The sequence below is a fragment of the Paenibacillus sp. P2(2022) genome, from assembly GCF_029522175.1.
GTDB classification, from domain to species: domain Bacteria; phylum Bacillota; class Bacilli; order Paenibacillales; family Paenibacillaceae; genus Paenibacillus; species Paenibacillus polymyxa.
In genome coordinates this window covers 168,752-195,350 of record NZ_JAKWFI010000004.1, presented here as the reverse complement: position 1 = coordinate 195,350, position 26,599 = coordinate 168,752, and the positions used below count along the sequence as shown (strand labels likewise).

The window sequence follows — 26,599 nt, the reverse complement described above, 5'->3', positions numbered from 1 at the left end:
TTTTGTGCCGAAAGCTTTTGTTTACGAGGGCTATTGAAGTCAGTGTTATAGGCTCATTTTAAAAATATGCTGCAAGCCGTGTTGTCCCATTTTAGTGTTACCTTCATCGATAAAGCCGCATTTGAGATATAGACTTTGGGCAGAAAGATTACGGGCATTGACGCCTAGTACAATCTCGCGAATATGTGGAAAGTGTGTAGAGATGAACTGTGGTAACAGAAGCAGTCCTTGTTTAGCAAACCCTTGTCCCTGATCTGCATAATGAATAGAAAACGCACGCAGCAGCAGTGCCTCAGAAGTATTCGTATAGTCTGCTAATTCATCTCCATCGTATAAAATGAAAAATCCAACCGGCCTTCCAGTAGCCGTAATCACGACTGGATGGCGGTGTGGGTCTTCCTTGGCCAGTGCCAGCATTTCAGCTGGCATTCCAGTAAATTGCTTCTGCTCATCGGGCAAATAAAAGGTATGTAAAATCGCATCATGCTCACAATGGTAAGGGACAAGCCCTACATTATTCATCATTACACTCCGATCTGTACAAATTTTAAACTTTCTATACATCTCGTTTGCTAAAAAAAGAAACCTGAACTTGCCTTCCTTACGTATTATCCATACATAAACTAGCATAGTCAAAAGGAGACGTCTACGCTTATGAAGCCGCTTATAGAATATCGGGAAAGTCAGGATGTATTGCACCAAGAGCTGAAGCAGATTGAAAAGTGGGAGAAGGAGCAGAAGGATATTTTTTTCTGGGAAAAAATCGGCAGATGGCCCTTTATGCTGCTGGATCGGCTGACGCCCAAAATCATTAAGGACAAGCTGGAGCAGTTGCTTAACGAGATGGGTAGCTTCATTCAAAATGGTGGCAAATATTTGGTGAAAGAAGAAACAGTCCTGAGTAAGCTGAACAAGACGGCCCGTGAATATATGATTCAGCAAAATGGTGCAGCTTCCGCCTCGGATACGGAGAATCAGCCCCATTCCGGGGAAAATGCAGATGCAGAACATAGCGCCGAATCCACGTGGGATTTGAAGCAGGCGGCTGAGCTTCCGCTAACGATCATGGATCAGACTGCGGACGAGATGACGTCGGGTCGCATTACCTTTGCCACCGCTCAGGGAGCAACCACGGGGATTGGCGGTGTGTTTACAATTGCGGCGGATATCCCTATTTTGCTTGGCTTGTCACTCAAGGTGCTTCAGGAAATCGCTTTGTGCTATGGGTTTAACCCCCATGATAAGCAGGAGCGCATTTTTATTATTAAATGTATGCAATTCGCTTCATCTGATATTGTGGGGAAGAAAGCTGTATTAGAGGAACTGGCCTTGTTCGATGATCCTTCACGTCAGGCACAGGTTTTTTCCCAGATGCAGGGTTGGAAAGAGGTCATTAACACCTATCGTGATCAGTTTGGATGGAAAAAGCTGCTGCAAATGGTCCCGATTGCGGGCATTTTGTTTGGCTCCATTGCCAATCGAAGCGCTATTAGTGACGTAGCTGAAGCAGGGAAAATGCTATATCGGAAGCGTCGTATTTTAAAGCGTTTAGCAGAAGTAGAGAATGGGTTGGAGTAGAAGTAAGGAATAGAGGAGAGATGAAGAGTGGGGTAGAAATGAGGAATGTAGCTTGAGTTAGTTGTTTATGAAGGTGTGCAGCGGCCAATGATGGCCGCCACACGGTTGCCTGTTACACTTCGGCTCCATTTTCTTCCGCCCAGCGATTCAGGGTTTTGTCTGTAGGAAGTAAGAAAGTTAAAATGCCGAGCAGTGGCAAAAAGCCGCATAGGAACATAATGTTGGTGATGCCTACTTTGTCGATCCAGTTGCCGAGCACGAGTGCACCCACACCGCCAAGGCCAAAGGCCAGGCCCGTAATGAGACCGGACACCGTCCCGATTTTGCCAGGCACGAGCATCTGTGCATATACGACTGTGACCGAAAAGCTGGACAACATAATAAATCCAATAATCGCCAGCAGGATCGCCGTCCAGAATTGGTTGGCATAAGGCAGCAGCAGCGCCAATGGTGCAGCTAATACCATGGACAGAAAAATCATATTGCGCTTGCCAAAACGGTCTGCCAGCGGACCACCAAAGAAGGTACCTAGCGCTCCAGCCCCGAGGAACAGGAAAATGTACAGCTGTGCATCCGCCAATGGCATTTTAAATACTTCCATCAGGTAAAACGAATAGTAGCTTCCCACCGAGGTCGAATACCACGAACGGACAAATACTAGCAGAATGAGGACAATCATGGCAAACATAATGCGGCTGCGCACTTCGGGCTTCATGCGGCGTGTCGCCGCTTTTTTGCGTGCAATGCCTTCTGTACGCAGGACGTTACCGTACCAGCGGGCAATGAATGATTGCACTACAATCCCGGCTGCCGCAATACCTGTGAACCAGATGGCGCCAAATTGCCCCAACGGGATAAAAATCCAGCTTGTGAGCATCGGTGCCAGCGATTGACCTGCATTGCCGCCAACCTGGAAAATGGATTGTGCCAATCCCCGGCGTGATCCTGCCGCCATATGGGACACGCGCGAGCCTTCCGGGTGAAAGGCAGCTGAGCCCAGACCTACGAAGATGACTGCGATTAGCACCGCTTTATAATCGGCAGCATAGGCGAGCAGCAGCATGCCGGTCAGCGTAAAGCCCATACCGATGGGAAGGATAGCGGGCGTAGGTCGTTTGTCCGAAAACAAGCCAATGACAGGCTGCATGATCGAAGCTGTAAAGTTGATGGCGAATGAAATCCAGCCGATCTGCGTGTAGCTCAGACTCATAGATTCCTTCAGGATCGGAAAGATCGCTGGAATGACCGATTGAATCGAGTCATTGAACAGATGGACGAAACTGATGGCAATCAGAATCGCAAAAACGGTACCTTTCGCTTGCGGCCCCTGGAGGGGGAGCGATTGGCCCGTTTCTTTTTTTGTAGCAGATTTAGTAGTCATGGCAACCTCCGGGTATGTATGTATATTTTAAGATATAGGAAGCAATCCATTTGCAGCAAATGGCTGAAAGTGGGATAAAGACCCTATTTACTCATCGCTGCTTGCCCATCCTGCTGGATACTCTTTATTGCTCGATCCTTTAATTTACAACAGATTATCTCGCTCTGAGTGTATTGTATCTGTATAAGATATCCTTTACTTATCATTTTACTCTCTAACATGCATGAATTGGTTCAACTCGTCTTCAGGGATTATTAGATTTCCACAGTAGACTAAATTGGAATGAAATTCCCATTCGCCATATGCCACCAAATGGTTATCATCCTTAGCTCTTTTAATTAATGCCCAAATCCCAAGATTACTTTGTGCGTTTGCATCAAGAAGAATCCAATCCTTATATTGCAATAGCTGAGCCTCTCCAAACATATGAAATGAATCCAGATATCCTGTTCCATCACGGGATGGCATTTCATTACATACATTTTCCAATAACAGGACTTCCTCCACTCTGACAGTGATCCAAGCTCTTTTTTCATTTTTGGATATGATGTCTTCAAATCTACATTTAATAAACGCAGAGAAGTTGATCTCATCAGGCTGCTCTTCCCAACCATTAAAATGTGAATAAGCAGGTCTGAATAAAGTCCAAAAAGTTTCTCCAACGGACATATGAAAAGGAAAATATACTTGTACTTTTTTTGAATCACCTTTTACCGGAGGTATCAATGCTCTTTCCCATATTTCACTATTTAGATCTGGAGTATGATGTTTGAAATCCGCCCAGTCCATAGCATCTTCGATGGCTACAATCTCAAAATCTTTGTTTTCTAACAGGGGTTTATCTGGTATCTGTTTACACGCTCCACATTTGAAAGCAATAGTTTCCTCGCTCATAAGACAACCTACCTTAATTAGATTTTATGGTCCAATACACCAACTATATTGATCATAAGCACATATCAACATGGTGAAAGTATTACAAACAATAAAAACTATTCTATGTTGAATGTTGTTGATATTCCTCTTACATATAAATAAGCAAGAAGAATTTAACAAAACTAGGCTCTTTATTTAACAAACTTAAGATATGATTCTTTATGTCATACAACTTGTTGTATAGATAATAGCTCCGTAGAAACAGGATGAAGAGCACAAGAGAAGAGAGGATCTGATTTGAGAATGAAATTGCTAAGAAAACCACTATCAGTTGCATTATTATCTGTACCATTACTTCTAGGTTCTCTGGGTGGAAATTACGCGAGTGCAGCAACCTTGCCAACAACAGTAACTCCAACAGAACCGTCGTGGGGATATTTCGTAGATCATTACAAAAATAATAGTTCTGCTAATAAGACGGAAAGCTCCAATCCGACCCTCGGGTTGCTCTCTGAATTTAATAAGCTTTGGACTCCTGGGGCTACCTGGGACACAGGGACTAAGCTAAATAGCAGTGTACTGGACGCTAATATTCAAAAAGTGATTGATATTGCTGCCCGTCGAACTTCCAGTGAGTCCGATGCGGCTTATTTGGACGACCGCCGAAATCAGAGCTACAGTGTAATCGACGGTCTGGGTTCGCTTACTGATATATATCGAAAGAAGGCAGGTGCCACGACAACAATCAACGACGTTCCGGCCGATGCCACAACTAAAAAATATGAAGATGAGGGAACAAATGCAGGGGATATAAGCTCCAGTCTCGGCAACGTCGTGAATCTGGTCAATACCTTGCGTGGGGACTACTCTACGACGAACCCGGCCAAATCTTACTTTAGTTATCCTCGTCCGTTCCGTTGGAGCGATAATTCGGTGGTTGTCCCAAGTCTGATCCCCGCTCTCAAATCTGATGCTACTAATGATGGCGGCTTTCCTAGCGGTCATACCAATGCTGCATATCTCAGTTCCATAGCTATGGCCTATGCCATGCCGGAGCGTTATCAGGAATTGCTGACACGAGCTTCGGAGCTGGGCAATAATCGTGTTGTTGCTGGCATGCATTCCCCGCTTGATGTTATGGGAGGACGCGTCATGGCAACGGCGATGGCTGCTGCCATCCTGTCTGATCCAGCCAATAGCAACTTGAAGAAAGCAGCTTACCAGGATGCTCATAAACAATTGCTGTCCCAAAAAGGTACAGCCCCAGATCGTTTCAGCAATTATGCTACGAACAAAAAAAATTATAATGAACGATTAACGTATGGATTTAATCAAATTAACCCAACCACGACGCCAATGACAGTACCTAAGGGAGCTGAAGTGCTGTTGGAGACACGTCAACCTTACCTTGACAGCACACAACGCCGTTGGGTATTGGCCACTACAGGCCTTCCATCCGGTTATCCTGTGCTTGACGATGCCGAAGGATGGGGACGCTTGAACCTGTTTTCCGCTGCGGATGGCTACGGTGCTTTTGCCAATAATGTTACGGTGAATATGGACGCTTCCAAAGGCGGTTTCAATGCATTGGATCGCTGGCGCAACCATATTTCTGGTGTTGGAAAGCTGATTAAAAAGGGAACAGGTACGTTGAAGCTTATGGGTAGCAATACGTATTCCGGTGGTACACAGATCGATCAAGGCGTACTTGAAGGTAATTCGGAGACAGCTTTCGGAAGTGGTACAGTTACAAATAACGGGGGAACTCTTCTTAAAAACAATGCTGGAAAGCTGATTGTTGGCAGCAATTACAAACAAACAGCCAAGGGTAAGCTTGAACTCAATCTGCAAAGTAAAAATGATGTACTCAAAATTAAGGGAACCGCCCAACTTAACGGAAAATTACGCCTGAATTTTTCTAACAAATATGTACCAGCTAGCGGTGCCACCATTTTAACCTACGGCAAACGCACTGGGGCATTCTCTTCTATTGAAGCAGCAGGTTTGCCAAGCAATTATAAAGTGAAGATTGTCTATACGGCTGATCGTGTTCAGTTGAAAGTCACGAAGTAACCAAATAGGACAATAAAAAGTGCACCTTTGGAATACACCGGATAAACCATGAAGTATTATCCAGTGCCCATTCTGAAGGTGCATTTTTTGTTCCAGTACAAAGCCTATTTTTCGGAGTTATTTATAGCCAAGGGTATAAAAAGGTCAAAATTTGACCTTAATGTAGTAAAATAATCGCACTGTTTGAAAGCGCAGTCATGTTATTCTTAAGAAGCATATTAGTCCAAGTTTTAAAGGTTCAGACTAACTAAGAGGAACAGAGGAAAGGAAGAAGACTGATGAGTCTTGAGAAAGAATACGCTAAAATAGCCCAGGATGTCATTAAAGGGCTTGGCGGAGAAGACAATATTATTTCTATGGCACATTGTGCTACACGGTTGAGATTGATTGTAAAAGACAGGGACATTATTGATGATGAATTTATTGAAAATATTGATAAGGCAAAAGGGGTCTTTTTTACCTCCGGACAATATCAGATTATTTTTGGAACCGGTACCGTGAACAAAGTTTACGAAGCGATGGTCGGCCAGAACGTATCTGCTACATCAAAGGCAGAGCTGAAAGAGAAGGCCTCCACGCAAGATGATAACTTTTTCAAAAGAATGATCCGGGTTTTCGGAGATGTATTCGTTCCCATTATCCCTGCATTGGTAGCTACCGGCTTGTTTATGGGAGTTAGGGGCTTGGTAACTCAGCCTGCACTGCTACAGTTATTTGGACTTACACCGGATGATATTTCTGCGAATTTCATATTATTTACGCAAATACTGACCGATACCGCGTTTGCATTTTTACCCGTGCTGGTCTGCTGGTCTGCATTCAGAGTGTTTGGCGGGTCGCCGATCTTGGGAATTTTGCTCGGACTCATGCTGGTAAGTCCTTCTTTACCTACTTCCTGGGATGTCGCTCAACATGTGAAGGAGCCTCTTTTGTTTTTGGGCTTTATTAAAATCGCAGGCTATCAGGGTTCCGTTCTGCCGGCGTTCATTATAGGGATCGTGGGAGCGATGATGGAGAAAAGAATTAGAAAATCCGTTCCCGAGGCATTGGACTTGATTCTAACACCGTTTCTGACATTGTTGCTCACACTGGTACTGGGCTTGTTCGTGATTGGTCCCATCTTCCATGAGGTAGAGGTTTTAATATTATCGGCCGTTACAGCTATTTTGAAATTGCCATTTGGCATTGGCGGATTTATTTATGGCGGCATTAATCAGATTATTGTCGTTACCGGACTGCACCATGCGCTCAACCTGATCGAAATACAGATGCTGGTGGATGGCGGCTGGAATATGGTTAACCCGATCAGCTCGGCCTCTATTTGTGCACAAGCAGGTGCGGCGTTAGCTGTCGGCCTGAAATCGAAAAGATTAAAAACCAAATCTATTGCCTATCCTTCTGCCGTGTCTGCACTGCTGGGCATTACAGAACCGGCTATTTTTGGGGTGAACATTCGGTATGGTAAACCATTCGTGATGGGCTTGATTGGAGGAGCGGTTGGAGGATTCTTCGCACGTATCTTTAATGTTCAAGCCACAGGCATGTCGATTACAGCTATACCTGGCTTGTTATTGTATCTGAATAATCAAATTTTTCTGTATGCTTTAGTTTGTTTAATCGGTTTTGGTGTAGCATTTGCGTTGACGTGGATCTTTGGATTTAAAGAAAAAATAGAGAACAAATAGAGAATAAATAAAATTTGGTGGAGAAAATCATGGACAACAAAACATTGCTTGAAAAATTGAATAGTCTTTCAATAGAAGAGAAGATCGGCCAGCTCATCCAACTGACTGGTGATTTTTTTGAAGGAGACATGGATACGGTTGTGACGGGTCCTTTAAAAAAATTAGGGCTAAACACGGACTATAATATTTATAACACGGGCTCCATATTAAACATTACCAACCCGGAAAAAATAATCCGGTTGCAAACCGATTATTTGGAAAAATCAGTTCATAAAATTCCACTGTTATTCATGGCGGATATTATCTATGGCTATCGAACCATTTTCCCAATTCCGATTGCTCAAGCATGTAGCTGGAACTATGAGGGGATAGAGAATGCGGCTTCGATTGCTGCTCAGGAGTGCTACGAGGAAGGCATTCATGTAACCTTTTCCCCCATGGTAGATATGGTTAGAGATCCTCGCTGGGGGCGGGTGATGGAATCACCTGGAGAAGATACCTTGCTGGCGCAGAAATATGCGCAAAGCGTAGTTCTGGGAATCCAGGGCAGCAACTTGGAAGATGGAGCCGTACCAGCTAATAAAATTGCTGCTTGTGTCAAGCATTTTGCCGCTTATGGAGCACCTGTAGCGGGACGTGAATACAATGCCGTGGATCTATCGGAGCATGCATTGCGAGAATATTATTTACCTGGATATCAAGCAGCAATAGAAGCGGGCGCCAAGCTTGTCATGACGGCTTTTAATACGTTGAATGGGATACCTGCGACTGGAAACGAGTGGCTTAACCGTGACGTACTAAGACAGGAAATGAAGTTTGACGGTGTATTGATCTCGGATTACGCCGCTATTGAAGAGTTAATCATGCATGGTTATGCCGAAGATGAGACTTCCGCCGCCAGGCTGGCACTGTTGGCGGGTGTGGATGTGGATATGAAGACGGCAGTGTACGCTAATCAATTGAAGAATGTAATATCTGGTAACGACTATATGCTGGAGCTTCTGAATGAGGCTGTATACCGTGTCTTACAGCTGAAAAATGATTTGGGGCTGTTTGAGGACCCGTTCCGCGGATTACAGGAAATCGTTAAACGTTCAACCAGCAGCATTCTGTCAGACGAACATAAACAAGCGGCACTGTCCTTGGTAGAAGAATCCGTTGTGCTGCTGAAAAACGAAAATAATGTATTGCCATTGTCAAAGGAAACGAAGATAGCTTTAATGGGTCCCTATGCAGAAGAAAATTCCACCCTGGGTATGTGGGCGATCAAGGGAGAGCAGACAGACACTATTAATTTGAAAACGGGGTTGTTACAGCTTGTTGGCCCCGACAATCTCTGGGTATGTAGAGGAAGTTATCTGCTACCTCTTGATGCAAGGGAAACCTTCGATAAATATGCGGACAAACTGGCTGTTGAAACAAGGTCCGAGGAAGCTCTACTGCAAGAAGCCATTAGGCATGCAAATGAAGCAGAAGTCATAGTCCTTGCCTTGGGAGAAAGTATTTATCAGAGCGGAGAAGGTGGATCACGAACGAATCCGACGCTGCCAGAGCCGCAATTGAGATTACTTCATGAATTAAGCTTATTGGGCAAAAAGATCGTTCTGATCGTATATAGTGGAAGACCTTTGATCCTTACCGATGTTGTTGAAAAGGTTGACGCTATAGTTCAGGCCTGGTATCCAGGAACGATGGGCGGAGAAGCGCTGGCTAATATATTGTATGGGAAAGTAAATCCGTCCGGGAAATTAGCAATGACTTTTCCACGTAGCGTCGGTCAGATTCCGGTCTACTACAATGAGCTGAATACAGGGAGACCGAATTTAAAGAAAAATGGATCTTACCGCTTTGCGTCCCGATATATAGATGAAGTAAACGAACCCTTGTATCCGTTTGGCTACGGTTTATCTTATACCTCATTTGAATACAGTCTATTAACCGTCAGCCAAAAGGAAATAAAAACAAATGAGTCAGTGGATATCCGTATTTCTGTATCCAACACTGGAACGTATGATGGAAAAGAAACGATTCAATTATATATTCACGATAAATTTGCAAGTGTTGCAAGGCCAGTGAAAGAATTAAAAGACTTTAGAAAAGTATTTTTACAAAGCGGCGAGACTACAGTTGTGGAATTTTCAATTGATGAAGACATGCTCAAATTTTATGGGCGTGAAATGGAATACAAGAGTGAGCCAGGTGAATTTGAGGTTTATATCGGTTCAAGCTCACAGGACATTTTGCTAAGCTTTAGTTTTACTTTGTTACCGGAGGATAAACATGAATAAAAGCGACGCTTATCATCTTAAATATCATATTACTCCTCCTTACGGGCTATTAAACGATCCTAATGGACTTGCCTTTTTCAATCAACAATATCATGTGTTCTATCAGTGGAACCCCAAAGGAACCGAACATCGAAATAAATGCTGGGACCATGTAGTTTCGAGCGATCTGGTGCATTGGCAAAGGAAAGGCATCGCGCTTGAGCCTTCGGAATGGTATGACAAGGACGGCATTTATTCCGGAGGCGCCATAGTCCATGATGAAAAGCTGTATCTGTTTTACACAGGAAATGTAATCAGGGAAGATGGAGTCCGAGAAAGCTATCAATGCGTAGCCATTTCGGAAGATGGGGAGCATTTCGAGAAAATGGGTCCTTTGTTTGAACATCCACAAGGCTATACCAGACATGTCCGAGACCCGAAAGTATGGAGAGATCGGAACGGGAACTGGTGGCTGATCGTTGGCGCTCAAAGAGAGGATTTGACTGGAGATGCGCTTATCTACAAATCTATAGATTTGTCTGATTGGGAATGCCAAGGATCATTTTTGGACCATGATCATGAATTCGGATATATGTGGGAATGCCCTGATCTACTTCAATTTGCGGAAAATGATATTTTTGTGTTCTCTCCTCAGGGCTTACCAGAAGCAGGCGAATATTATAGAAACCCTAACCAATCGGGATATGTTGTTGGGAAATTAACGAGTACAGGAAAATTCAACGGAAACCTTGCCCATTTTAAAGAGCTTGATCGGGGGTTTGATTTCTACGCGCCACAATCATTCAAGGTGAATGATAGAACCATTATGTTCGGATGGATGAGCGCCATGAATGAAGAAGCAGAGAGGGCTGTTCCCACCATTCAGGAAGGCTGGATTCATGCGCTGACTCTTCCTAGAGAAATCGTATTGTCTAACGGTGTGCTATACCAGAAACCATTGCCGGAATTACAATTGCTAAGAATGGACGGTGTACATTCCAAGGAGAACATTCACAAAAATAGGGTTTGGCTGCTGCCTTCCCTGCAGGTGGAGTGCAATGTTCATTTTTCGAAGCTTACAGAGAACTTCAAAATGATAGTCAGAAATGCTGTGGAAATTGCCTATGATTCGGAAGAAAACAGTTTAACCGTATGGAGAACCAACTGGTTGACGAACCAGAGAGAGTACAGAAAAGCAACGTTAGCCAGTCAAGTTGCAGGCATGCAAATATTTATAGAAAGCTCAAGTCTGGAGATCTTTGTGAACGAAGGCGAGGAAGTATTTTCTCTGCGTTATTTCCTGGAAGATACGGAACAACGCAGTATGGTGCTTGAAGCAGGAGACAATGAAGGAGAAATTGAGATTTATCAGTTGCAGGAATGTGATGCCATAATCAATCATTAAAACTTTATTCTTATCTTTTACCTGAGAGCTACAAGCAGGCAACGAAAGGCTGTTCATTTCTCCGTTTGCGAGAAGAACTGCCTTTTTTTGTCTTAGTCGACTGAAGAGATTTCAGCTTGTGTAGGCATTTTACTATCGGTATAGTATGAGTATTAGAGTATATGACTGAATATAATTACTGTTGATTACTCATAGCTGGTTGATGAGGTGTCGTATGAAGAAAATATATGAACATATTGAAATAGACAGAAGAAAAATGATTAACCTCTTTATGTTTCAATCGACAGATACAGAAAGAGTCATCCCTATGCATTTTCACAGTAATATGGAATTAATCTACTGTACAAGTGGAAGTCTTAAGGTGTGGCATGAAGGAAAAATAACCATTTTGATGGAAAAGGATGCACTGTTCATTAATAGCAATGTACCGCACTCCACCCAAAGTATTACGGAAAACCAGGTCGTTGTATTGCAATTTCCAGCTACCTTTTTTGCCAATGAACAAGTATTCATCCAATTAAACACGCAAGAGCAACAAGTTGAACATACTATACTTTCTAAATTAAGAGAGTTATTTATGGATATATATAACCTGCATATTTCCAAAGGGAAATATGACTATATTTTAGAGCAAAGCCGAATTATTGAACTTAAGTATTTGCTTGTTAATCATTTTAGTGAGGCAGCAGACCTACAGCCGGAGGTATTTAGTGAAAAGCAGCAAAAGATAAAGACGATCATGGACTTTATTAAAGAACATTACGCTGAAAATATTAGCCTAGCGAAAACAGCTCGAATATGTGGCTATTCGGAGGCCTATTTGTCGAGAATGTTTCATGAATATACAGGTCAGACGTTTACGGAGTACAAGCAAATTCTTTGTTTGGAAAAGGCGATTGATTTATTGGAAACAACGAATAAGTCACTTACAGAAATTTCTTACGAGGCAGGCTTTCCCAACGAGAAGTCTTTTAGAAAAGCTTTTAAGGAAGTTATGGGTAAGACCCCTTATGAATATAAAAAATCAAAATTTGATCTGAGTGTGTAAACGACGCCACAAGCGCTATACTCTTATGAATGATTTCGATAGACTAAAAATATGGGGGCTGTCCTTGAGTCATTTTATGACTATTGGGACAGCCCCTTATTTATATTTGTATGCAAGCGCATAGAGAGGATCAGCCTATCGATTATCCACCGTCTCTGGATACATATCATGGTTCATCATACGTTGTTCTGCGATTTGCTCATACTTCGTTCCCGGCTTGCCATAGTTGGTGTACGGGTCGATAGAGATACCGCCGCGTGGTGTGAATTTGCCCCATACTTCAATGTAGCGAGGGTCCATCAGCTTAATCAAGTCATTCATGATGATATTGACGCAGTCTTCATGGAAATCACCGTGGTTGCGGAAGCTGAATAGGTACAGCTTAAGGGACTTACTTTCAACCATTTTAATATCAGGAATGTAGCTGATGTAGATGGTTGCAAAATCAGGCTGTCCTGTGATCGGACACAGGCTGGTGAACTCTGGACAATTGAATTTTACAAAATAATCGCGGTAAGGGTGTTTATTATCAAAGCTTTCGAGAATGGCGGGATCATAGGCAAAAGTGTATTGTGTGCCTTGATTGCCAAGTAGGGTAACGTCGGTCATTTCTTCGGGTTTTCTTCCGGTCATATTGAGTGAGGCTCCTTAAAGTTGGTTTAGTTTGGTAAAAGAGAGAGGGAGTTATGGTGGTGGGGAGGTTCGGTTCGGTTAGGCGACGCTTCGCGAAGGATTTGAGCTTCCGATCGCTGTTGAAATGGGATTCTTTCTGATAAAAGATATATAGGTTAGAATCCCATTTCAAAGGCGAACGCTAACGCTTCTCCAGCTTCAAATCCTCCGCTCCGCTGCTGACCGCCGTCAACACCATAAAGTCCCTACCCGTTTACATGTGGGTTGGGCAGAAGTGAAATTTCGCTCCTTATATTAAGGAGCGTTATTTTATTGAGAAACCCCGTCCTTGCGGACGAGGGTTTCTCTCTTTTTATATGGCTTTGGGCGTCGAGGGTGTACTTCGACTAATTTGGTGTATCTTGTGTATCACATACAGCTCGCATGGAATATATTGTATATACGTGTTATACGCCGCGTTTGTTGCCCCATACGAGGGTGTGGAGCTGCGGGAGTACTCTTACATCGTTGAGTTGGGAATCGTCCATGATACGGTCGATAAGCCATTCATAACGATGTAAAAGAGACTCTGCGATCTGCCCGGTGTTCTCCGTGTTCACATCTGGATTACCCGTCTGGAGGAACAACGGTACGTGTGGATAGCGCTCATGAACGGTGCGGGCATAGGCGAGATCGGTGTCATCGAAGATGACGACCTTCAGGCTGCATGCTCCAGCATATAGTCTGACCGATTCATTATTTGATTCCTGGGTGCACGTTGTAACTGAGACGTTTGTTGTAGACTTGGACGCTCCAGCCATTTTCCGGTTGGTCAGACGGGCCACGATATCATCCAGCACGTCCCAGTTGGTCGTCATGCCAGAGCTGGGCGGCTTCGGGGATAAGGTCACCTCATCAATATCGTACAGCCATTCCTGCCAACGGGAGCCTTGTGTTTCGACAGCTGTGGCAATGCCTTGACTGCGTAACAGGGTAATCAGCGTCCCGAGCTGTGGCAGCAGGGCGGGATTGCCTCCGGAAAGGGTCACATGTGAGAACCGTTCGCCGCCGATGGACTGTAGTTCCTGCCAAATATCAGTGGCACTGAGACGACGGATTTGATCCTTGGCGCTGCCGTCCCAGGTAAAGGCGGAGTCGCACCATGAGCAATGGTAATCGCAGCCTGCAGTACGAACAAACATCGTTTTACGACCAATGACCATACCTTCGCCCTGCACGGTGGGACCAAACACCTCCAGCACAGGAATAGGGGCTGCTTTAGCCCTGTCGGGGGTTGCCATAGGTTGGTGAGTAGTTACAGTATTACTCATCGTACATCCACTCCCGTCGGAATTCGGCGTAGCTGGTAGGTGTCTCGAACAGTCGTACAAACTCGGTACGTCCGCCTTCAACACGATTGCAGTATGCATCCGAGGTCAGGGCTGACTCCATTTGTTCAAAGATCCAGACGACCATGTTTTCTGCCGTTGTATTCATTGGAGGGAGCGTTTCATTCAAGTAACGGTGGTCCAGAAAAGGCTCAATTCGCTCTTTCCAGATCGTTTTGATATCACCAAAATCCAGCGTTAGACCTATTTCGCTCGGGATACCGCTTATGCCAAATACGACGATATAAGTATGTCCGTGCAGATTTTTGCATTTGCCTTCGTAACAGTGCAAATGGTGGGCTGCATCGAACGTAAATTGTTTGCTTACGAGTACACGCTTGCGGTGATAACGCAACTGAGAGCGTTCAATGTCTGTCCCGAACTGCTGGAGCTTGTCGACAATACGAAAGGTACCTGGCTCACGCATGGCCTTCAGCTCCTTGGGACGAAGCGCCGCGAACTGCAAGATACTGCTCCAGTCCAGCACGACGAAGATTGCAAGCAGGACATTCGCCACAGCCATCGCCAATGATGCCGTTATAGCACGTTAGTGTACGGGTTCTTACAAATTCAAAAGCTTTCAGCTCATCGGCCATTTGCCAGGTTTCGGCCTTGTTCAACCACATGAGCGGGGTGTGAATCACAAAGGGATAGTCCATCGAAAGGTTCAGTGTGACGTTCAGCGATTTAATAAAGGAATCCCGGCAATCGGGATAGCCGCTGAAATCTGTCTCGCAAACGCCTGTAATGATGTGGCGCGCTCCTTTTTGCTTGGCGAGAACCGCTGCGAAGCTTAGGAACAATAGATTACGACCGTCTACAAAGGTGCTAGGCAGTTCGCCTTCCTCTTGAGTAATGTCAATGTCGGTGCGTGTGAGGGCATTCGGGGCAAGTTGGTTGAGCAGGCTCATATCCAGTACCGTTTGCGGAACACCCAGCTCGCTGGCGATTCCGGCGGCAACTTCAATTTCCTGCTTGTGGCGCTGACCGTAATCGAACGTCACAGTTTCTACTTCGGCAAAATGTTTTTTTGCCCAAAATAAACAGGTTGTACTGTCTTGGCCGCCGCTGAATACGACGACTGCTTTTTCGTTTGTAAACATAAAAAAACCTCTCGATCTTCTTGGAATGGTGTAAGACACAGAGTCTTGTCACGTGGAAGAAGGAGAGTTCTTGAACCGGCTTCAACAAAAAACAGGCCTTGCCCCGCAAATTCATTTTTCAATGCGGAGGACAAAGCATCGTTAGTTTTTTATAGAGGGAGTTCGCGAACCTCTCCCATGCGTTATGCATGGATTTTCTTCATTAGCAGCTGCCACAAGGACAGACAGCTTCCTTGATAGCATTGCCATTATAGCATGGCAGGGCTATTTGATAAACACTCCACCAAATGGAATGACTTCCCTTAAAAATCGTTTGATCACGCCATCGTCGTTCATATCCTGCTGAAGTCGCCGATGATGCTCACCAGCATGAAATAGTACGGTACCGTGTCCCGTCATTTTAAAATGATAGTTCATATGCTGGCTGGCCAAATGGTTACCATATACGGTTAACTCCAGCTTGGCGTTTTCGGGATAGGCAATGACGCTGCTCGCATCGACGTAGATCGGCTCCGACGGATGAAGCTGTTCTTGACATACCAATCCCTGCGTCAAAATGCCAATGTGGCCGATACCGTCAAATTTCATTTTAATGACATCACGGCTAAACAACATGTTTTTCATGCTTAGCAGCTTGGTACGCATTTGGATGCCGGAGCTGTACCAGAACAGGTTGCGGAAATCGTATAGCAAATCGTCGCTTCCTTCCAGCTTGATCATCTTCAGACTAAAGCCAGGAGGAAGTGCTGCAATTAGCCGGCAAGCGCCTGTGAAATCGGCCTGAATCAGTTTGTGCTTGCGATACATGCCTTTAATATTCATCAGCTTATCACTGCGACCTGAGCTGGGTCCGCGATAGGCGATGATTTGCTGCGGATGCAGAACGTGCAGCTTTTCCCCTTCAGCCAGGTCGAGCGTTACGACCGAACCGACACTTTCATCATGGTGTTGTCCTGCTTGTATGTCCATTCAGACCCTTCATCCTTTCAGGCAGTTAGTATCTTCCCGAGCGTCGACGCATCCCGTAACGCAACAGTCGGATACCGATAAAATAACCGGCCAGCAGAATGATAGCCGTGATGATGAGCATTTTATTTCGGTGTGAAGTCTGATCGCGCTGGGTTTGGAGATTTTTCAGTTCTGTAACGGTGTCGTTCAGCTTGCGATTTTGCTCCAGCAGTTGGGCGTTTTGCTTCTGGTAGGTCTCGATGCTGGTACGGGCCTTTTCCAGGTCTTCCTGTGTTTGGCGGTAGCTTTCCTTGAGCTGATATACATCGCCTGGCAAACGTGAAAACTGCTCAAAGCCTTGATATACATCATCCCAATAAGCAGCATGAGCTTCGGGTACACGGGTTACTCCAAAAATAAACAAAAGCGCTATAGCAGCGCAGACAATGCGGCGGTACAAAGCAAAGCGATAAGTTGCTCGTGCCAAGTGATGTTCCCCCTTTTGAGAAACCAAGATGTTAGATGTTACAGATCATTACCCATATCACATGGTTACGTACAATATAATGATTTGGATGCAGCTTTTAGAATATATAGACGACAAATACGGGAAAAGATTATCAAAAAAACTCGATTATTAGTTTAAGTGTAACCTAAAACGGGTATATCAAGGAAGCGGCAACATTCCGGCATTTTTCCCAACAAACGAATTAAGAACCATCCGCACCTGATCAGGGCTTGAACAAAATATATGAACTAGAAATATTAAAATAGATATAGAAGGAGATCTTGAAAGATGAATGAGAGAGAACAAAACTATACAATTTTAAAAATCACTGTAAATGGCAAGCCATTATCGAAGGAGCTTATCGTGGATAGCACTACTTTTGCTCCAATATCCGATATTTGCACAAATACGAAAGTATCTTTAACAGAAACTACGATTTCATAATTTTAAATATAGAAGCAGACTATCATGTAGCCCGGCAAAAGCCGGGCTATTTTTGCGTATTTATGTAATTAGAATGGATGAAAATGTTATTTGCCGAATTAGGTCCCCTTTCATAAAGATTACCATGTATAATTTTCACAATCAAACATATGTTCCCTGACAATATAGTGTCAGATAACACTGTTAATTTAGAGTTACATGTTCTTTTAGGGGGAATTTACCAGTGGTGAAGTCAATGCTCAATGTAACGTACACATGGGACAAAGAGTCTATATCGGCGAATGGGTCCAAACAAGTAAATCTACTGATAGAATGGGGCTATGGGGCTATACGTAAAAGAAAAGGAAATCTAATACCGAAGGCAGCGGGATGTGACCTTCAACTTCAGTTCATTCCAGAAAACGGGGTAAATCTATTAAAAGCTGAAGGGGTGAGGCTCGGGTTTAAACAATCAGAAAACGGAGATTGCATGCTGGTTCACTGTGGTGATGTGCGACGGGGAAAATATAGACAAGCTATTTTAACGTTTTCTATACCGGCTCACGCGTCCGGAAGACATACGATTGGAATGATCGAGTGGAGCTGGCGCAAGCCATCGCAGGAAAAGCGAACGCTGATCCGCACAGACCAGCTTTATATCCATTACACGCACCATCTTGGTCTGCTGAGCATTCCATCCAACCCGAAGGTGGAAAAATACATAAAGCTGAATGAGACGTCCCCAATTGTAAAAAAGGCATTACGTATGTATGAGAAAGGGGAGCCTGAGCGAGGGGCGTTCATCCTTACGAGACAAGCAGATGAATTGCTTATATGTGCAGCTAGAAGCGAAGACATGGATTATCTTGAGGAAGCCGAGTTACTTCTATCCATACGCAATAAATGGAGTGGGTCTTTTGTATCGTTTACTGCGTATAGTTCTAAGGTCTTTTTTAATAAGGAAATATCGTTAGGAGATGTTCGTTTTACGAAGAATAATAGGTTGAGATAGGTAATTGTGCTAGTTTATTTGTGCAAATTAGTGAGTCTAATTTACTATCTTTTTGTAAAGGAGAGACTTCCTTGACTGATCGGTTGATACGTTTAATGCGGATTATTACTATTGTTCAGGCAAATCCAGGAATATTGGCAAGAGAGCTTGCCGAACGTTGTGAAACATCAGAACGTACCATATACCGAGATATGGAGGCGCTAAGCGCTATGCATATTCCGATTACGAATATGGGGCATGGCAAGGGGTACATTTTTATTAGCAATTTTGCTTTGTATCCTCTGAATTGGACAGAAGAAGAGGCAGAGGCTTTTACCAAGCTGGGAGAGATGATGGAAACGATAAAGCCTCTTCTACCGCCAGCCTTTGAAAGTGCTTATGAGAAAGTGATGGCCTCTAGTCAGAAAAAAAAGATGGACCAGACGAGCTTCGCGCAGGAAATGAAAAATATCATCCGGCTCGGCTCGACACTTGATCGGGAAAACCAGCCCTATCTGCTCAGGCTGATTGTTTTGGCGAGTCTTACGCAGCAGACAATTGAAGCGGAATACAGCTCGCCTCAAAATGAAGATGTATCATTGGTGCAAGTAGATCCTTATTGTTTGGTTCCTCAAGATCGGCGATTCTATATGCTTGGTTTTTGTCATAAGCAATCCGCCATGAGAACCTTTCGGATCAGCCGTTTTCGGAATATGAGGATTTTGCCGTATACGTTTCAAAAAAATACATCTGAAATGGAAATGTTTTTTAAAGGCACCTGGTCGGTGACCAAAGGAAATCAAAATATTCGGTTTGTCGTACGTTTCTCTGCCGATTCTGTATATCGGGTCAAAGAAGAGGAGCTGTTCATCAAGCCTCTTCTCAAGGATTTGCCAGATGGAAGTTTGTTGTTTGAGGTGACGGTCAATCATGACCGTGAATTTCTGGATTGGCTCACATCCTATGGAGCTGAGGCCGAGATTCTGGAACCTTTACGGTACCGCAAACGTATGCAAGAAATGCTGCGAACCTGGGGGGCGTTTTACTTCGATAAAAAGGCAGGAAATCAAGAATAACAGGGGGAAGATCCCCCGGAACGGGCCGGGGAGCTATCTGCTTAACGGTCCTTAAACAGGTTGGCGAGATTGCCGAAGGGACTGTACTGCTCCTGTTCTTCTTCTGGTGAGGAGTAGACGAGCTTTGAGCCGCGACTTTCCTCATCGTCGGCAGCATTATGAACTAATGTAAGACGATCAAAATGGTACATGAAAACCTGAGCGGTGTTCACGGCATCATCCAGTGCCCGATGCTGTTGACCGTCAAAGTCAATGTTGCACAATTCCAACGCCTGAGACAGGCTCAACTGACGATACTTTCCATTGGAACTAAACAGACGGGAAATTTGCTTCTGTATATCATTTGTATTATGAATCCAACCGAGATCTACATGATGGGTACGACAATGGGATACCAGCTTCTGACGGTCATCCGGTCCCCATGCGCATAAATAATAGGGCGAATCTGTACCGAGCCAGGCAATAAATTGCTTCACAGCTTCAGGAAAGAGTGGAGCGGCATCAATGTCTCGTTGAGTAATACCCGTGAATTGAACGGTATCTGTAGAGATCACAGGTCGATTCGATGGTCTCACAAAACTGTGAAATGTATCCGCAACGAATAGGCCATCGTCTCCCTGAATAACTTTGACGGCACCGATATCAATAATTTCGGAGGAATATCTGGCGTTACGGCTAACGGTAAATTCAAGATCATAAATAATGTATTGCATATAATGGACTCCTTCCACACACATAACTGATCCCGATGGATACCGGGACAAATGTTCTCTGCCCGAATAACTCTTCTCCATCATACCTCTCGGTTCACAACTTGTCAGCGGTTAAAAGGCTTGCTTTCAAAAAAAATATGCGATGTCCAAATGAGCTTGGACTATCGCATATCTAAAAAATCCTGACATATAGCAGCATCCGAAACCACTTGGATTCCGAATGCTGTTTATGCTAGCTATTGAATTAGGCCGGGAGGTCCAACTTTTGACCCGGATAAATGCGGTGAGGATTCTTCAACTTATTCAACTGCTGAAGCTGTTGCCAGGTAGTACCGTGTTTGCGGGAAATGTCATACAGTGTATCCCCAGATTTTACAACATATACGTGGCTATTTGCAGCTTGTGCAGTAGCCGAAGCCTGCTGTGGCTTGCTAGTTTGAGACTTGGCAGGTGTCGATTTCACAGGTGCTGGTTTCGCAGCCGATGTGGAATCGGATTGCGGTATCTCCTGCAGAGGTGCTGGCGTCGTGGCTGGAGCAGACGGTACAGCTTGTGTGGCAGGGACAGAAGTTTTTCCGTCTGCCTTGGCTTCCTGAATACGGCCGGCCGCTTGTACTTGCAGGCTAGTAGACCCGGCCTTTTGTATATAGCGGATTAACGCTTCATCCAGCGATCCGAACATACCTGCCTGTGGATATTTAGCGAACATCGTATATTGGTCACCACCTACGGCAGTAAAATCATTGGTAGCCAGTGTATATGTTGCCTCAGGATCAAGGGCCTTGCCACCGATCAGGATGGAGTGAACACGGCTGCCTTTGGCTGCTGAGGTGTCTATTTTGAATGAGATACCGGACACCTGAGGGAAGCCCCCGCTTGGTTCCGGGTAGGAGGCTGCGCCATTTTCCAGTGCGGCCTGAAGGTCAGAGCCTTTCACTTTCAGGGTGACGATTTGGTTGCCGAAAGGCAGTACGGTGATGATGTCTCCCTTGGTAATCGTTCCTGCTTTGATGGAAGCACGGATGCCGCCACCGTTCGTTAAAGCCACGTCTGCTCCCGAAACGTCACGCATAGCATCAGTGAGCAGGTCGCCGAGATTAGTTTCACCCGCACGTACCTTTTCGCGCGCGCCCTCCAGATCTACACTGGTTTGTGCTACAACCTCTTTAAGAATAGGTTCTTGCTCCTTCTGAATGGAGGCGATTAATGCAGCAATTTCAGCGTTGGGCTGCACGTCAGCAGCTTGAGTCGAATCGATCAGCTTCGCTTGCTTTTGGATAACCTTGCCGCCATCGACCCACAGATCCACCACACCTAGATACTTGGTGTATTCACCTGCACTAGCGATTAACGTGCCATTGTCACCGACCAGGCCTTTTTCCAGCACGGTATGGCTGTGTCCATCGATGAAAATATCAATGCCAGGCACTTCCTTCACAACCTTGAGGCTGGTGTCTTTGCTGGATGCATCTTGTCCCAGGTGACCCAGAGCAACGACGACATCTACTTTGCTGCGGATTTCGTCTACTGCCGCTTTGGCTTCAGCCGCAGGGTCGGTGAATTGAATGCCCTCCACATTTTTAGGATTGGTTTTATATGCTGTTTCAGGCGTAGTTAGGCCGATAATACCGATTTTAACGCCATCTACTTCTTTAATAGTATACGGTTGGAACAAGCGTGTTCCGTCGGTTTGCTTAATGTTGGCGCTCAGTACAGGGAACTGAATCTCTTTACTCAGCTCAACCAGATGCTTCCAGCCGTAGTTAAACTCATGGTTACCCGGAACCATTGCATCATAGCGCAGCTTGTTAATCACTTTCACGATACTCTCACCATTGACCAGAGTAGCGAAGGTCGTTCCATGAACGGTATCCCCGTCATCCAGCAGCAATGTATTAGGGTTAGCGGCGCGATATTGGTCGATGATTCCCGCCAGCTTGGCGAACCCCATTTCCTTGTCGTTAGCGACCACGTGAGCATGGGTATCATTCGTATGTAGGATAGTGATGTGTTTACCGCTGACTGGAGTCGTTGTTGTCCCCGTTCCCGCTGTTCCCGCATTAGTAGCTGGGTCCGCTGCTGCTGTACCGAGACATCCGAACAGAAGCGCGGCGGTCGTCAAGATCGACGAGAGTTTTTTCCATGAGTTCATGTTGTTCCTTCAACCTCCCATAAAATGAATGAATTAGAGAAACCGCTTACGTCCACATTTTATCAGATGATTGTAAAAATAACTCTTATTTTATATCAAAGCACTACATTTTTTTGAGATATCGGTTGTTAAACACACCGTCTAGTTACCTATATTGTAGAGGCAGTAATAGACAGCAACTCATAGAATAGGAACTATTGTTCTGTTTTGTGATCAAAAAAAAGGGCAGTCTCTTTGGGCAGCCCGATCCGGGGTAAATAGTGATCCAATGTTTCGTCAGCCAGCGGCGGATTGCCTGCACTCAGCAAAAGCACGGCAAAGCGATTAGCCTGCTGTTCAAATTTTCCTGGAGAAAAGTAGGAATGCTCCTCCATAAAAAAGCGACTAATACCTTTATGCAGTCGGTCATGTCCCAATTCATGCGCACAGACGAACCGTTCCCACTCTGGTGTAAGGCCATTGTGAATGACGATAAATCTTCTGCGCAGCTTGTGATAATACAACCCTTTGGTTGTGGAGCCCAGATCGCAGTATCGGATATGGATGCCTAGGGCTTTCGCAATATCGAAGGGGCAATTAGTGCGGTATTTTCGGACAAGTTGGTGAATGAGTTCCTTCATACGATCACCTACTATCCCTGATCTTTGCTCGCACCGGGATCGGCGGGCTTTTTATGTTTGTTCATTTGCTTGGCTTCCCAGAACAGGCCTGTCAGTACGTCCTTGATTCGTTGCCGGTCTTTTTCATCCAGCGGAATGCCATCAAACATTAATTCGTCGTCTTCCTCCAACATTTTTTTAAAATCCCGGCGGTCTTTGGAGTTTGCCCATTCTGGTACAGTAGAACGATAAAGTTCGTGTGGGTTTTGCTCTATTGAATCATCGTCCGCCCAATATCCGGCGGCCTTCATCATTTCGGTATAGGATACGCTGAGCGCGTCCGCTATTTTGCGGAGGGTGGAGGGTTTGGGCACTCCGCGCAGCCCATTTTCGATGCGGGAAATTTGTGAATTACTAATACCTGCGGCATCTGCTAATTGGTTGATGCTCAATTGCTTGTGCTCACGCTGCTGTTTTAGGTAAGTTCCGAATGCTGGCTGTTCCACAATGGAGCTCCTTTCTGCAATAGAATCATAGAATTAGCTTTATTATACCATTAGGCAAATAGTAAAAGCACGTAATATGCCAAAAGGCATAGAAAAGTAGAGCGAATATCCTGTTTTTGGGGCTATATTGCTTTTTTTCACGATGGATACCTATCCTAAATAATGTTATGTTATACTCAAGATACGAACAAAAGGGGAACAAAATGTAAACAAGTGCGTTTTTATTTGAAAATACATCATTGTCAAAAGGCATAATATAAGGAGTGTTGCTTTTCATGAGAAATAACTTACCCGAATTAGACCGTCGCAAAACGCAGAATGCATTGGAGGGTGTATTTGAGAAATACCGGATTTATAAAACAATAACCTTTATGGATCGGGAAAGCTTTATTACTGCTGGCTATACGGATCGCCCGAACGGACCCACGAATGTGACAAGCGACCCAACGGCCCGGACTGCTGTATATAATGTAGATGCTCCTGCCGCCCGCTTGGCCTATTGCCAAATGGTGGATGCCGTAGTGAGCCGCTTGAATGAACGTGAACAGTTGCTGATCCGTGAACGTTATTTAAAGGATGATGATGTGTTCGATTACAAGGTTTACAATTATGTGCTGGACCCGCCAGTCAGCAAAGATACGTATACGAAGCTTCGCACACGTGCTTTTTACAAAATGGCGCTAGCGCTGGCAGACCAAGGCGTTCTGAATCTGGCAAACTTGCAAAAGGGTGCGGATCGCAGACTGGGGTAGGTAAATGCATAGGGGTCACAACCTGTGGCTCTATTAACCTAGACAGCAAGGAGTATGAACCGCAACGGTGAATAAGAAGCATAGGTCTCAATTAAAATAGGAACGGAGGACGGATGTATTGAGAAGTGAACCAGAAATGATGAATATCCTTATAAAGTTTGCTATGAACGATAAAAGAATACGATTGGTCACGATGGAAGGATCACGTACAAACTTCAATATTCCTCCTGATTCATTTCAAGATTATGATATTTCTTACTTTGTAACAGATATGGATTCTTTCAAGGAAAGTGATCAATGGCTCCACGTGTTTGGGGATAGGCTTATGATGCAAAAACCCGAGGATATGGAACTTTTTCCATCAGAACTAGGTAACTGATTTTCATATATCATTCTTTTTGAGGATGGAAATAAATTAGATCTGACACTGATCCCTATAAACGAGGTAGAGGATTATTTTACGAATAGCGATGGTTTAGTTGAGGTTCTGCTCGACAAGGATGTGCTGATCCAAGAGGAAGTGATCGCAAATGACCATCAATATTGGATTAAAGAGCCCACGGCAAAGGAATTTGATGATTGCTGTAATGAGTTTTGGATGGTTTCAACTTATATCGTAAAAGGATTGGCGAGAAAAGAAATCCTGTTTGCTATTGACCATTTGCACGAGATAGCACGACCTAATTTGCTGCGAATGATGGCTTGGAAGATTGGCTCAGAGCAAGGGTACACCTTTAGCGTAGGAAAAAACTATAAATTTATAAATCAGTACCTTCCTAATGAAGATTGGGAAAGTTTACTATCCAGTTACTCTGAAAATGGCTATCGAGAAATGTGGGAGTCTTTACTTACTTGCTATGCATTGTTTAGAAAATACGCTAAGGCTGTGGCCAGAAGTTTGGAGTATGAGTATCCAGATTACGATGAAGCCATCACTAGGTATACTGCAAATATTTATAATTCATTGAATTGAACGATGTAATAACCGCCTTTTTAAAGGGCGGTTATTTTTTTGTTTGCACATCAACAATGAGATTAAACGCATTTTTAATATAAGAACAAACGTTCGCAAAATACCGCCTAACTTCATCCCTAGTCTCTACTTTTATCGTCCATTTCCCCGGCAACGCATTCGTTATAAGGGTGTAAGATTATATCATCGGGAATCAAGACAAGAGGACATACCGAAGACACACACCGTCAAACGTTAGCCGGCCAATAGGGCCGGTTTTTTCATGCGGTCATCGTCTTTGTCACTTCCCGGGAATTCGATGTATAGAAAGGAGGAGTCGTGTTGCCTAAGCAAGGGATGCTGCAATGCATGAGTACAAGGCTACGCCGGCTGAGAGCATGGAAGTGGAAAAAAGCCTGGCTAAACAGCCACAGCATGCGAGCACAGGATACGCAAGGGTGGCATGCCACAGGATGAGACAAGCCTTTAAGCAAAAGCTCATAGACATTATTCCGGCGCTGCAAGGGCGTGTATACGATGTTCAACCCCCGTCGCAGACGGCAGAGGAGCCGTATGCGGTTATGGTGCTGGGCGAGGAAATCTGGAAGTCTTCCTGGGCCGGTTACCGGCAGGTTGTCCGCATCAAGCTGTACGCAGGACAAGCGGGGCTGGCGCAGGCCGATGTATGGGCGAATACCCTGATTGCCGGACTGCACCGAGCATCGGTGACAGGTAAAGGTGAGGACACGTCTGCTTTTACCGCGCACTATTTGGGCGTGCGGGATGCAGAAATGCTGGACACGGTTACGGGCAAGGCCTATAGAACGCTGCGTTTTGGCGTGTATGTGCCTGAAACAGAAGGTGGATCGGCCGCTTCAGCACCTGATGCAGCACAGCCGGAAGAATGGCTGGCAGCACTGGTCGGCTGGACGCAGAAGCAACTGGGCGAATTGTGGTCGGTATACGCCGACGCATGGCCCGCACAGCCGGGAAGCCACGCGGTATTATGGCGGCTGAGCGGCTGTGAAACCCGGATGGCAGGAGCCTCCATGTATGAGCTCCGCAAACGGTTCATCGGGCATATCACTGCCCCGGTCACCACCGAAGAGAACCGCGCAGCTTCCGCGCTGGTCGAAGGCTTTGCCGCTCAAATCCAGCTTCCTCTGGAGCAGGACAAGGGCCGTTATATGTCTACGGCTGAAGCCTCAGCCGATTTGCAGGCGGATGCCATTTTAGACGGTCAGCTTCGGCTGACGCTGGTACAGCGGCGTATGCGTCCGGCTGAGGAAGCGGCATTGATTCGCAGAGTGGAAATTCATCCTATTTTGAAATGAGGTGGTCCGAGTGACCTTGGAAAGCCATGAGAAGACCCCGCTACATAGCGGGCAGGAAGCAAGTGGCCCACGCTATACGCTAGAGGAACTAAAGGAACACGCAGAACAATTGTTTTCTGTAAAAGTAGAAGTGCTGGCAGGCGCCTTTTTTGGCACACAGGACAAGCTGTTTACGGTAGCAGAAGCACACACTAAAATCGAACAATTTATGAAAGCGAAGGTGGATTAA

Annotated in this window: 25 protein-coding genes, 1 pseudogene and 1 riboswitch; of the genes and pseudogenes, 13 read left to right on the top strand and 13 right to left on the bottom strand. The window is 45.0% G+C overall.

What is annotated here, in order from left to right:
* Nucleotides 1-45 precede the first annotated feature (45 nt).
* The gene (locus MMB75_RS15370) at nt 46-522 is read right to left on the bottom strand and encodes a GNAT family N-acetyltransferase (RefSeq protein WP_080942658.1); all 477 of its coding nucleotides are present in this window, start codon (nt 520-522) and stop codon (nt 46-48) included.
* A 132-nt stretch (nt 523-654) separates the two neighbouring features.
* On the opposite strand from MMB75_RS15370, the gene MMB75_RS15365 reads away from it, so the two are divergent.
* Nucleotides 655-1,578 carry an EcsC family protein gene (locus tag MMB75_RS15365; protein WP_045244115.1) on the top strand — a complete coding sequence of 308 codons (924 nt, stop codon included), beginning with the start codon at nt 655-657 and terminating at the stop codon, nt 1,576-1,578.
* A gap of 112 nt (nt 1,579-1,690) precedes the next feature.
* Here MMB75_RS15365 and MMB75_RS15360 read toward each other — a convergent pair whose 3' ends face one another.
* Complete coding sequence (locus MMB75_RS15360) at nt 1,691-2,959, bottom strand: MFS transporter (RefSeq protein WP_019686352.1); 1,269 nt, start codon at nt 2,957-2,959, stop codon at nt 1,691-1,693.
* Between the two features lie 207 nt (nt 2,960-3,166).
* Entirely contained in the window at nt 3,167-3,853 is a 687-nt protein-coding gene (locus tag MMB75_RS15355) for a hypothetical protein (protein ID WP_045244114.1), read from the bottom strand.
* Nucleotides 3,854-4,138: 285 nt separating this feature from the next.
* Between MMB75_RS15355 and MMB75_RS15350 the strand changes: the two genes are divergently transcribed.
* The 5 genes from MMB75_RS15350 (at nt 4,139) to MMB75_RS15330 (ending at nt 12,313) form a co-directional block, all read left to right on the top strand.
* Nucleotides 4,139-5,908, top strand: coding sequence for an acid phosphatase (locus tag MMB75_RS15350; RefSeq protein ID WP_045244113.1), 1,770 nt, complete (start codon nt 4,139-4,141; stop codon nt 5,906-5,908).
* Between the two features lie 278 nt (nt 5,909-6,186).
* Nucleotides 6,187-7,593, top strand: a complete 1,407-nt coding sequence (locus MMB75_RS15345; protein WP_045244112.1) for a sucrose-specific PTS transporter subunit IIBC — start codon at nt 6,187-6,189, stop codon at nt 7,591-7,593.
* 29 nt (nt 7,594-7,622) lie between these two features.
* Nucleotides 7,623-9,881 (top strand): beta-glucosidase BglX, encoded by a 2,259-nt coding sequence (gene bglX, locus MMB75_RS15340; RefSeq protein WP_016821338.1) that lies wholly within the window; start codon nt 7,623-7,625, stop codon nt 9,879-9,881.
* The gene (locus tag MMB75_RS15335) at nt 9,874-11,265 is read left to right on the top strand and encodes a glycoside hydrolase family 32 protein (protein WP_016821337.1); all 1,392 of its coding nucleotides are present in this window, start codon (nt 9,874-9,876) and stop codon (nt 11,263-11,265) included. The genes bglX and MMB75_RS15335 overlap by 8 nt, the downstream gene beginning before the upstream one ends.
* Nucleotides 11,266-11,479: 214 nt before the next feature.
* On the top strand, nt 11,480-12,313 hold the full coding sequence (locus MMB75_RS15330; protein WP_016821336.1) for an AraC family transcriptional regulator: 834 nt from the start codon (nt 11,480-11,482) through the stop codon (nt 12,311-12,313).
* 135 nt (nt 12,314-12,448) lie between these two features.
* Here MMB75_RS15330 and queF read toward each other — a convergent pair whose 3' ends face one another.
* The 6 genes from queF to MMB75_RS15300 form a co-directional block, all read right to left on the bottom strand.
* Complete coding sequence (gene queF, locus MMB75_RS15325; RefSeq protein ID WP_016821335.1) at nt 12,449-12,946, bottom strand: preQ(1) synthase; 498 nt, start codon at nt 12,944-12,946, stop codon at nt 12,449-12,451.
* Between the two features lie 446 nt (nt 12,947-13,392).
* Nucleotides 13,393-14,256, bottom strand: coding sequence for a 7-carboxy-7-deazaguanine synthase QueE (queE, locus tag MMB75_RS15320; protein ID WP_045244111.1), 864 nt, complete (start codon nt 14,254-14,256; stop codon nt 13,393-13,395).
* Nucleotides 14,249-14,740 (bottom strand): 6-carboxytetrahydropterin synthase QueD, encoded by a 492-nt coding sequence (queD, locus tag MMB75_RS15315; protein ID WP_016821333.1) that lies wholly within the window; start codon nt 14,738-14,740, stop codon nt 14,249-14,251. Before queD ends, queE begins: the two co-directional genes overlap by 8 nt.
* Complete coding sequence (queC, locus tag MMB75_RS15310; protein ID WP_016821332.1) at nt 14,733-15,416, bottom strand: 7-cyano-7-deazaguanine synthase QueC; 684 nt, start codon at nt 15,414-15,416, stop codon at nt 14,733-14,735. Before queC ends, queD begins: the two co-directional genes overlap by 8 nt.
* Nucleotides 15,417-15,551: 135 nt before the next feature.
* Nucleotides 15,552-15,595, bottom strand: a riboswitch (PreQ1 riboswitch).
* Between the two features lie 85 nt (nt 15,596-15,680).
* Nucleotides 15,681-16,385, bottom strand: a complete 705-nt coding sequence (locus MMB75_RS15305) for an AIM24 family protein (RefSeq protein ID WP_016821331.1) — start codon at nt 16,383-16,385, stop codon at nt 15,681-15,683.
* Between the two features lie 25 nt (nt 16,386-16,410).
* Nucleotides 16,411-16,851, bottom strand: coding sequence for an SH3 domain-containing protein (locus MMB75_RS15300; RefSeq protein WP_016821330.1), 441 nt, complete (start codon nt 16,849-16,851; stop codon nt 16,411-16,413).
* 309 nt (nt 16,852-17,160) lie between these two features.
* On the opposite strand from MMB75_RS15300, the gene MMB75_RS15295 reads away from it, so the two are divergent.
* The 3 genes from MMB75_RS15295 (at nt 17,161) to MMB75_RS15285 (ending at nt 19,362) form a co-directional block, all read left to right on the top strand.
* Nucleotides 17,161-17,316: a hypothetical protein gene (locus tag MMB75_RS15295; RefSeq protein WP_016821329.1), complete on the top strand. Its 156-nt coding sequence runs from the start codon at nt 17,161-17,163 to the stop codon at nt 17,314-17,316.
* A gap of 223 nt (nt 17,317-17,539) precedes the next feature.
* Nucleotides 17,540-18,307: a hypothetical protein gene (locus MMB75_RS15290; RefSeq protein ID WP_016821328.1), complete on the top strand. Its 768-nt coding sequence runs from the start codon at nt 17,540-17,542 to the stop codon at nt 18,305-18,307.
* Between the two features lie 71 nt (nt 18,308-18,378).
* On the top strand, nt 18,379-19,362 hold the full coding sequence (locus MMB75_RS15285; protein WP_016821327.1) for a helix-turn-helix transcriptional regulator: 984 nt from the start codon (nt 18,379-18,381) through the stop codon (nt 19,360-19,362).
* Nucleotides 19,363-19,403: 41 nt separating this feature from the next.
* Here the strand turns inward: MMB75_RS15285 and MMB75_RS15280 are convergent, their stop codons facing one another.
* The 4 genes from MMB75_RS15280 to MMB75_RS15265 form a co-directional block, all read right to left on the bottom strand.
* On the bottom strand, nt 19,404-20,075 hold the full coding sequence (locus tag MMB75_RS15280; RefSeq protein ID WP_016821326.1) for a 3'-5' exonuclease: 672 nt from the start codon (nt 20,073-20,075) through the stop codon (nt 19,404-19,406).
* Between the two features lie 244 nt (nt 20,076-20,319).
* Entirely contained in the window at nt 20,320-22,227 is a 1,908-nt protein-coding gene (locus tag MMB75_RS15275; RefSeq protein ID WP_031463043.1) for a 5'-nucleotidase C-terminal domain-containing protein, read from the bottom strand.
* A 194-nt stretch (nt 22,228-22,421) separates the two neighbouring features.
* Nucleotides 22,422-22,847 (bottom strand): ImmA/IrrE family metallo-endopeptidase, encoded by a 426-nt coding sequence (locus MMB75_RS15270; protein WP_017426406.1) that lies wholly within the window; start codon nt 22,845-22,847, stop codon nt 22,422-22,424.
* Nucleotides 22,848-22,858: 11 nt separating this feature from the next.
* Complete coding sequence (locus MMB75_RS15265; RefSeq protein ID WP_013369769.1) at nt 22,859-23,332, bottom strand: helix-turn-helix domain-containing protein; 474 nt, start codon at nt 23,330-23,332, stop codon at nt 22,859-22,861.
* Between the two features lie 275 nt (nt 23,333-23,607).
* Between MMB75_RS15265 and MMB75_RS15260 the strand changes: the two genes are divergently transcribed.
* The 4 genes and pseudogenes from MMB75_RS15260 to MMB75_RS15245 all read left to right on the top strand — a co-directional run bounded on the left by MMB75_RS15260 (nt 23,608) and on the right by MMB75_RS15245 (nt 26,599).
* Nucleotides 23,608-24,084 carry an ArpU family phage packaging/lysis transcriptional regulator gene (locus tag MMB75_RS15260; RefSeq protein WP_017426408.1) on the top strand — a complete coding sequence of 159 codons (477 nt, stop codon included), beginning with the start codon at nt 23,608-23,610 and terminating at the stop codon, nt 24,082-24,084.
* Nucleotides 24,085-24,202: 118 nt separating this feature from the next.
* A pseudogene (gene ant(6) / locus MMB75_RS15255) lies at nt 24,203-25,057 on the top strand (aminoglycoside 6-adenylyltransferase).
* 344 nt (nt 25,058-25,401) lie between these two features.
* Nucleotides 25,402-26,370 (top strand): hypothetical protein, encoded by a 969-nt coding sequence (locus MMB75_RS15250; RefSeq protein ID WP_017426411.1) that lies wholly within the window; start codon nt 25,402-25,404, stop codon nt 26,368-26,370.
* A 10-nt stretch (nt 26,371-26,380) separates the two neighbouring features.
* The gene (locus tag MMB75_RS15245; protein WP_016821321.1) at nt 26,381-26,599 is read left to right on the top strand and encodes a YqzN/YkzM domain-containing protein; all 219 of its coding nucleotides are present in this window, start codon (nt 26,381-26,383) and stop codon (nt 26,597-26,599) included.

Coding starts and splice junctions, on each gene's coding strand:
- MMB75_RS15370 (WP_080942658.1), bottom strand. CDS start 522: ATGAATAATGTAGGGCTTGTCCCTTACCATTGTGAGCATGATGCGATT.
- MMB75_RS15365 (WP_045244115.1), top strand. CDS start 655: ATGAAGCCGCTTATAGAATATCGGGAAAGTCAGGATGTATTGCACCAA.
- MMB75_RS15360 (WP_019686352.1), bottom strand. CDS start 2,959: ATGACTACTAAATCTGCTACAAAAAAAGAAACGGGCCAATCGCTCCCC.
- MMB75_RS15355 (WP_045244114.1), bottom strand. CDS start 3,853: ATGAGCGAGGAAACTATTGCTTTCAAATGTGGAGCGTGTAAACAGATA.
- MMB75_RS15350 (WP_045244113.1), top strand. CDS start 4,139: ATGAAATTGCTAAGAAAACCACTATCAGTTGCATTATTATCTGTACCA.
- MMB75_RS15345 (WP_045244112.1), top strand. CDS start 6,187: ATGAGTCTTGAGAAAGAATACGCTAAAATAGCCCAGGATGTCATTAAA.
- bglX (WP_016821338.1), top strand. CDS start 7,623: ATGGACAACAAAACATTGCTTGAAAAATTGAATAGTCTTTCAATAGAA.
- MMB75_RS15335 (WP_016821337.1), top strand. CDS start 9,874: ATGAATAAAAGCGACGCTTATCATCTTAAATATCATATTACTCCTCCT.
- MMB75_RS15330 (WP_016821336.1), top strand. CDS start 11,480: ATGAAGAAAATATATGAACATATTGAAATAGACAGAAGAAAAATGATT.
- queF (WP_016821335.1), bottom strand. CDS start 12,946: ATGACCGGAAGAAAACCCGAAGAAATGACCGACGTTACCCTACTTGGC.
- queE (WP_045244111.1), bottom strand. CDS start 14,256: ATGAGTAATACTGTAACTACTCACCAACCTATGGCAACCCCCGACAGG.
- queD (WP_016821333.1), bottom strand. CDS start 14,740: ATGCGTGAGCCAGGTACCTTTCGTATTGTCGACAAGCTCCAGCAGTTC.
- queC (WP_016821332.1), bottom strand. CDS start 15,416: ATGTTTACAAACGAAAAAGCAGTCGTCGTATTCAGCGGCGGCCAAGAC.
- MMB75_RS15305 (WP_016821331.1), bottom strand. CDS start 16,385: ATGGACATACAAGCAGGACAACACCATGATGAAAGTGTCGGTTCGGTC.
- MMB75_RS15295 (WP_016821329.1), top strand. CDS start 17,161: ATGAATGAGAGAGAACAAAACTATACAATTTTAAAAATCACTGTAAAT.
- MMB75_RS15280 (WP_016821326.1), bottom strand. CDS start 20,075: ATGCAATACATTATTTATGATCTTGAATTTACCGTTAGCCGTAACGCC.
- MMB75_RS15275 (WP_031463043.1), bottom strand. CDS start 22,227: ATGAACTCATGGAAAAAACTCTCGTCGATCTTGACGACCGCCGCGCTT.
- MMB75_RS15270 (WP_017426406.1), bottom strand. CDS start 22,847: ATGAAGGAACTCATTCACCAACTTGTCCGAAAATACCGCACTAATTGC.
- MMB75_RS15260 (WP_017426408.1), top strand. CDS start 23,608: ATGAGAAATAACTTACCCGAATTAGACCGTCGCAAAACGCAGAATGCA.
- MMB75_RS15250 (WP_017426411.1), top strand. CDS start 25,402: ATGCATGAGTACAAGGCTACGCCGGCTGAGAGCATGGAAGTGGAAAAA.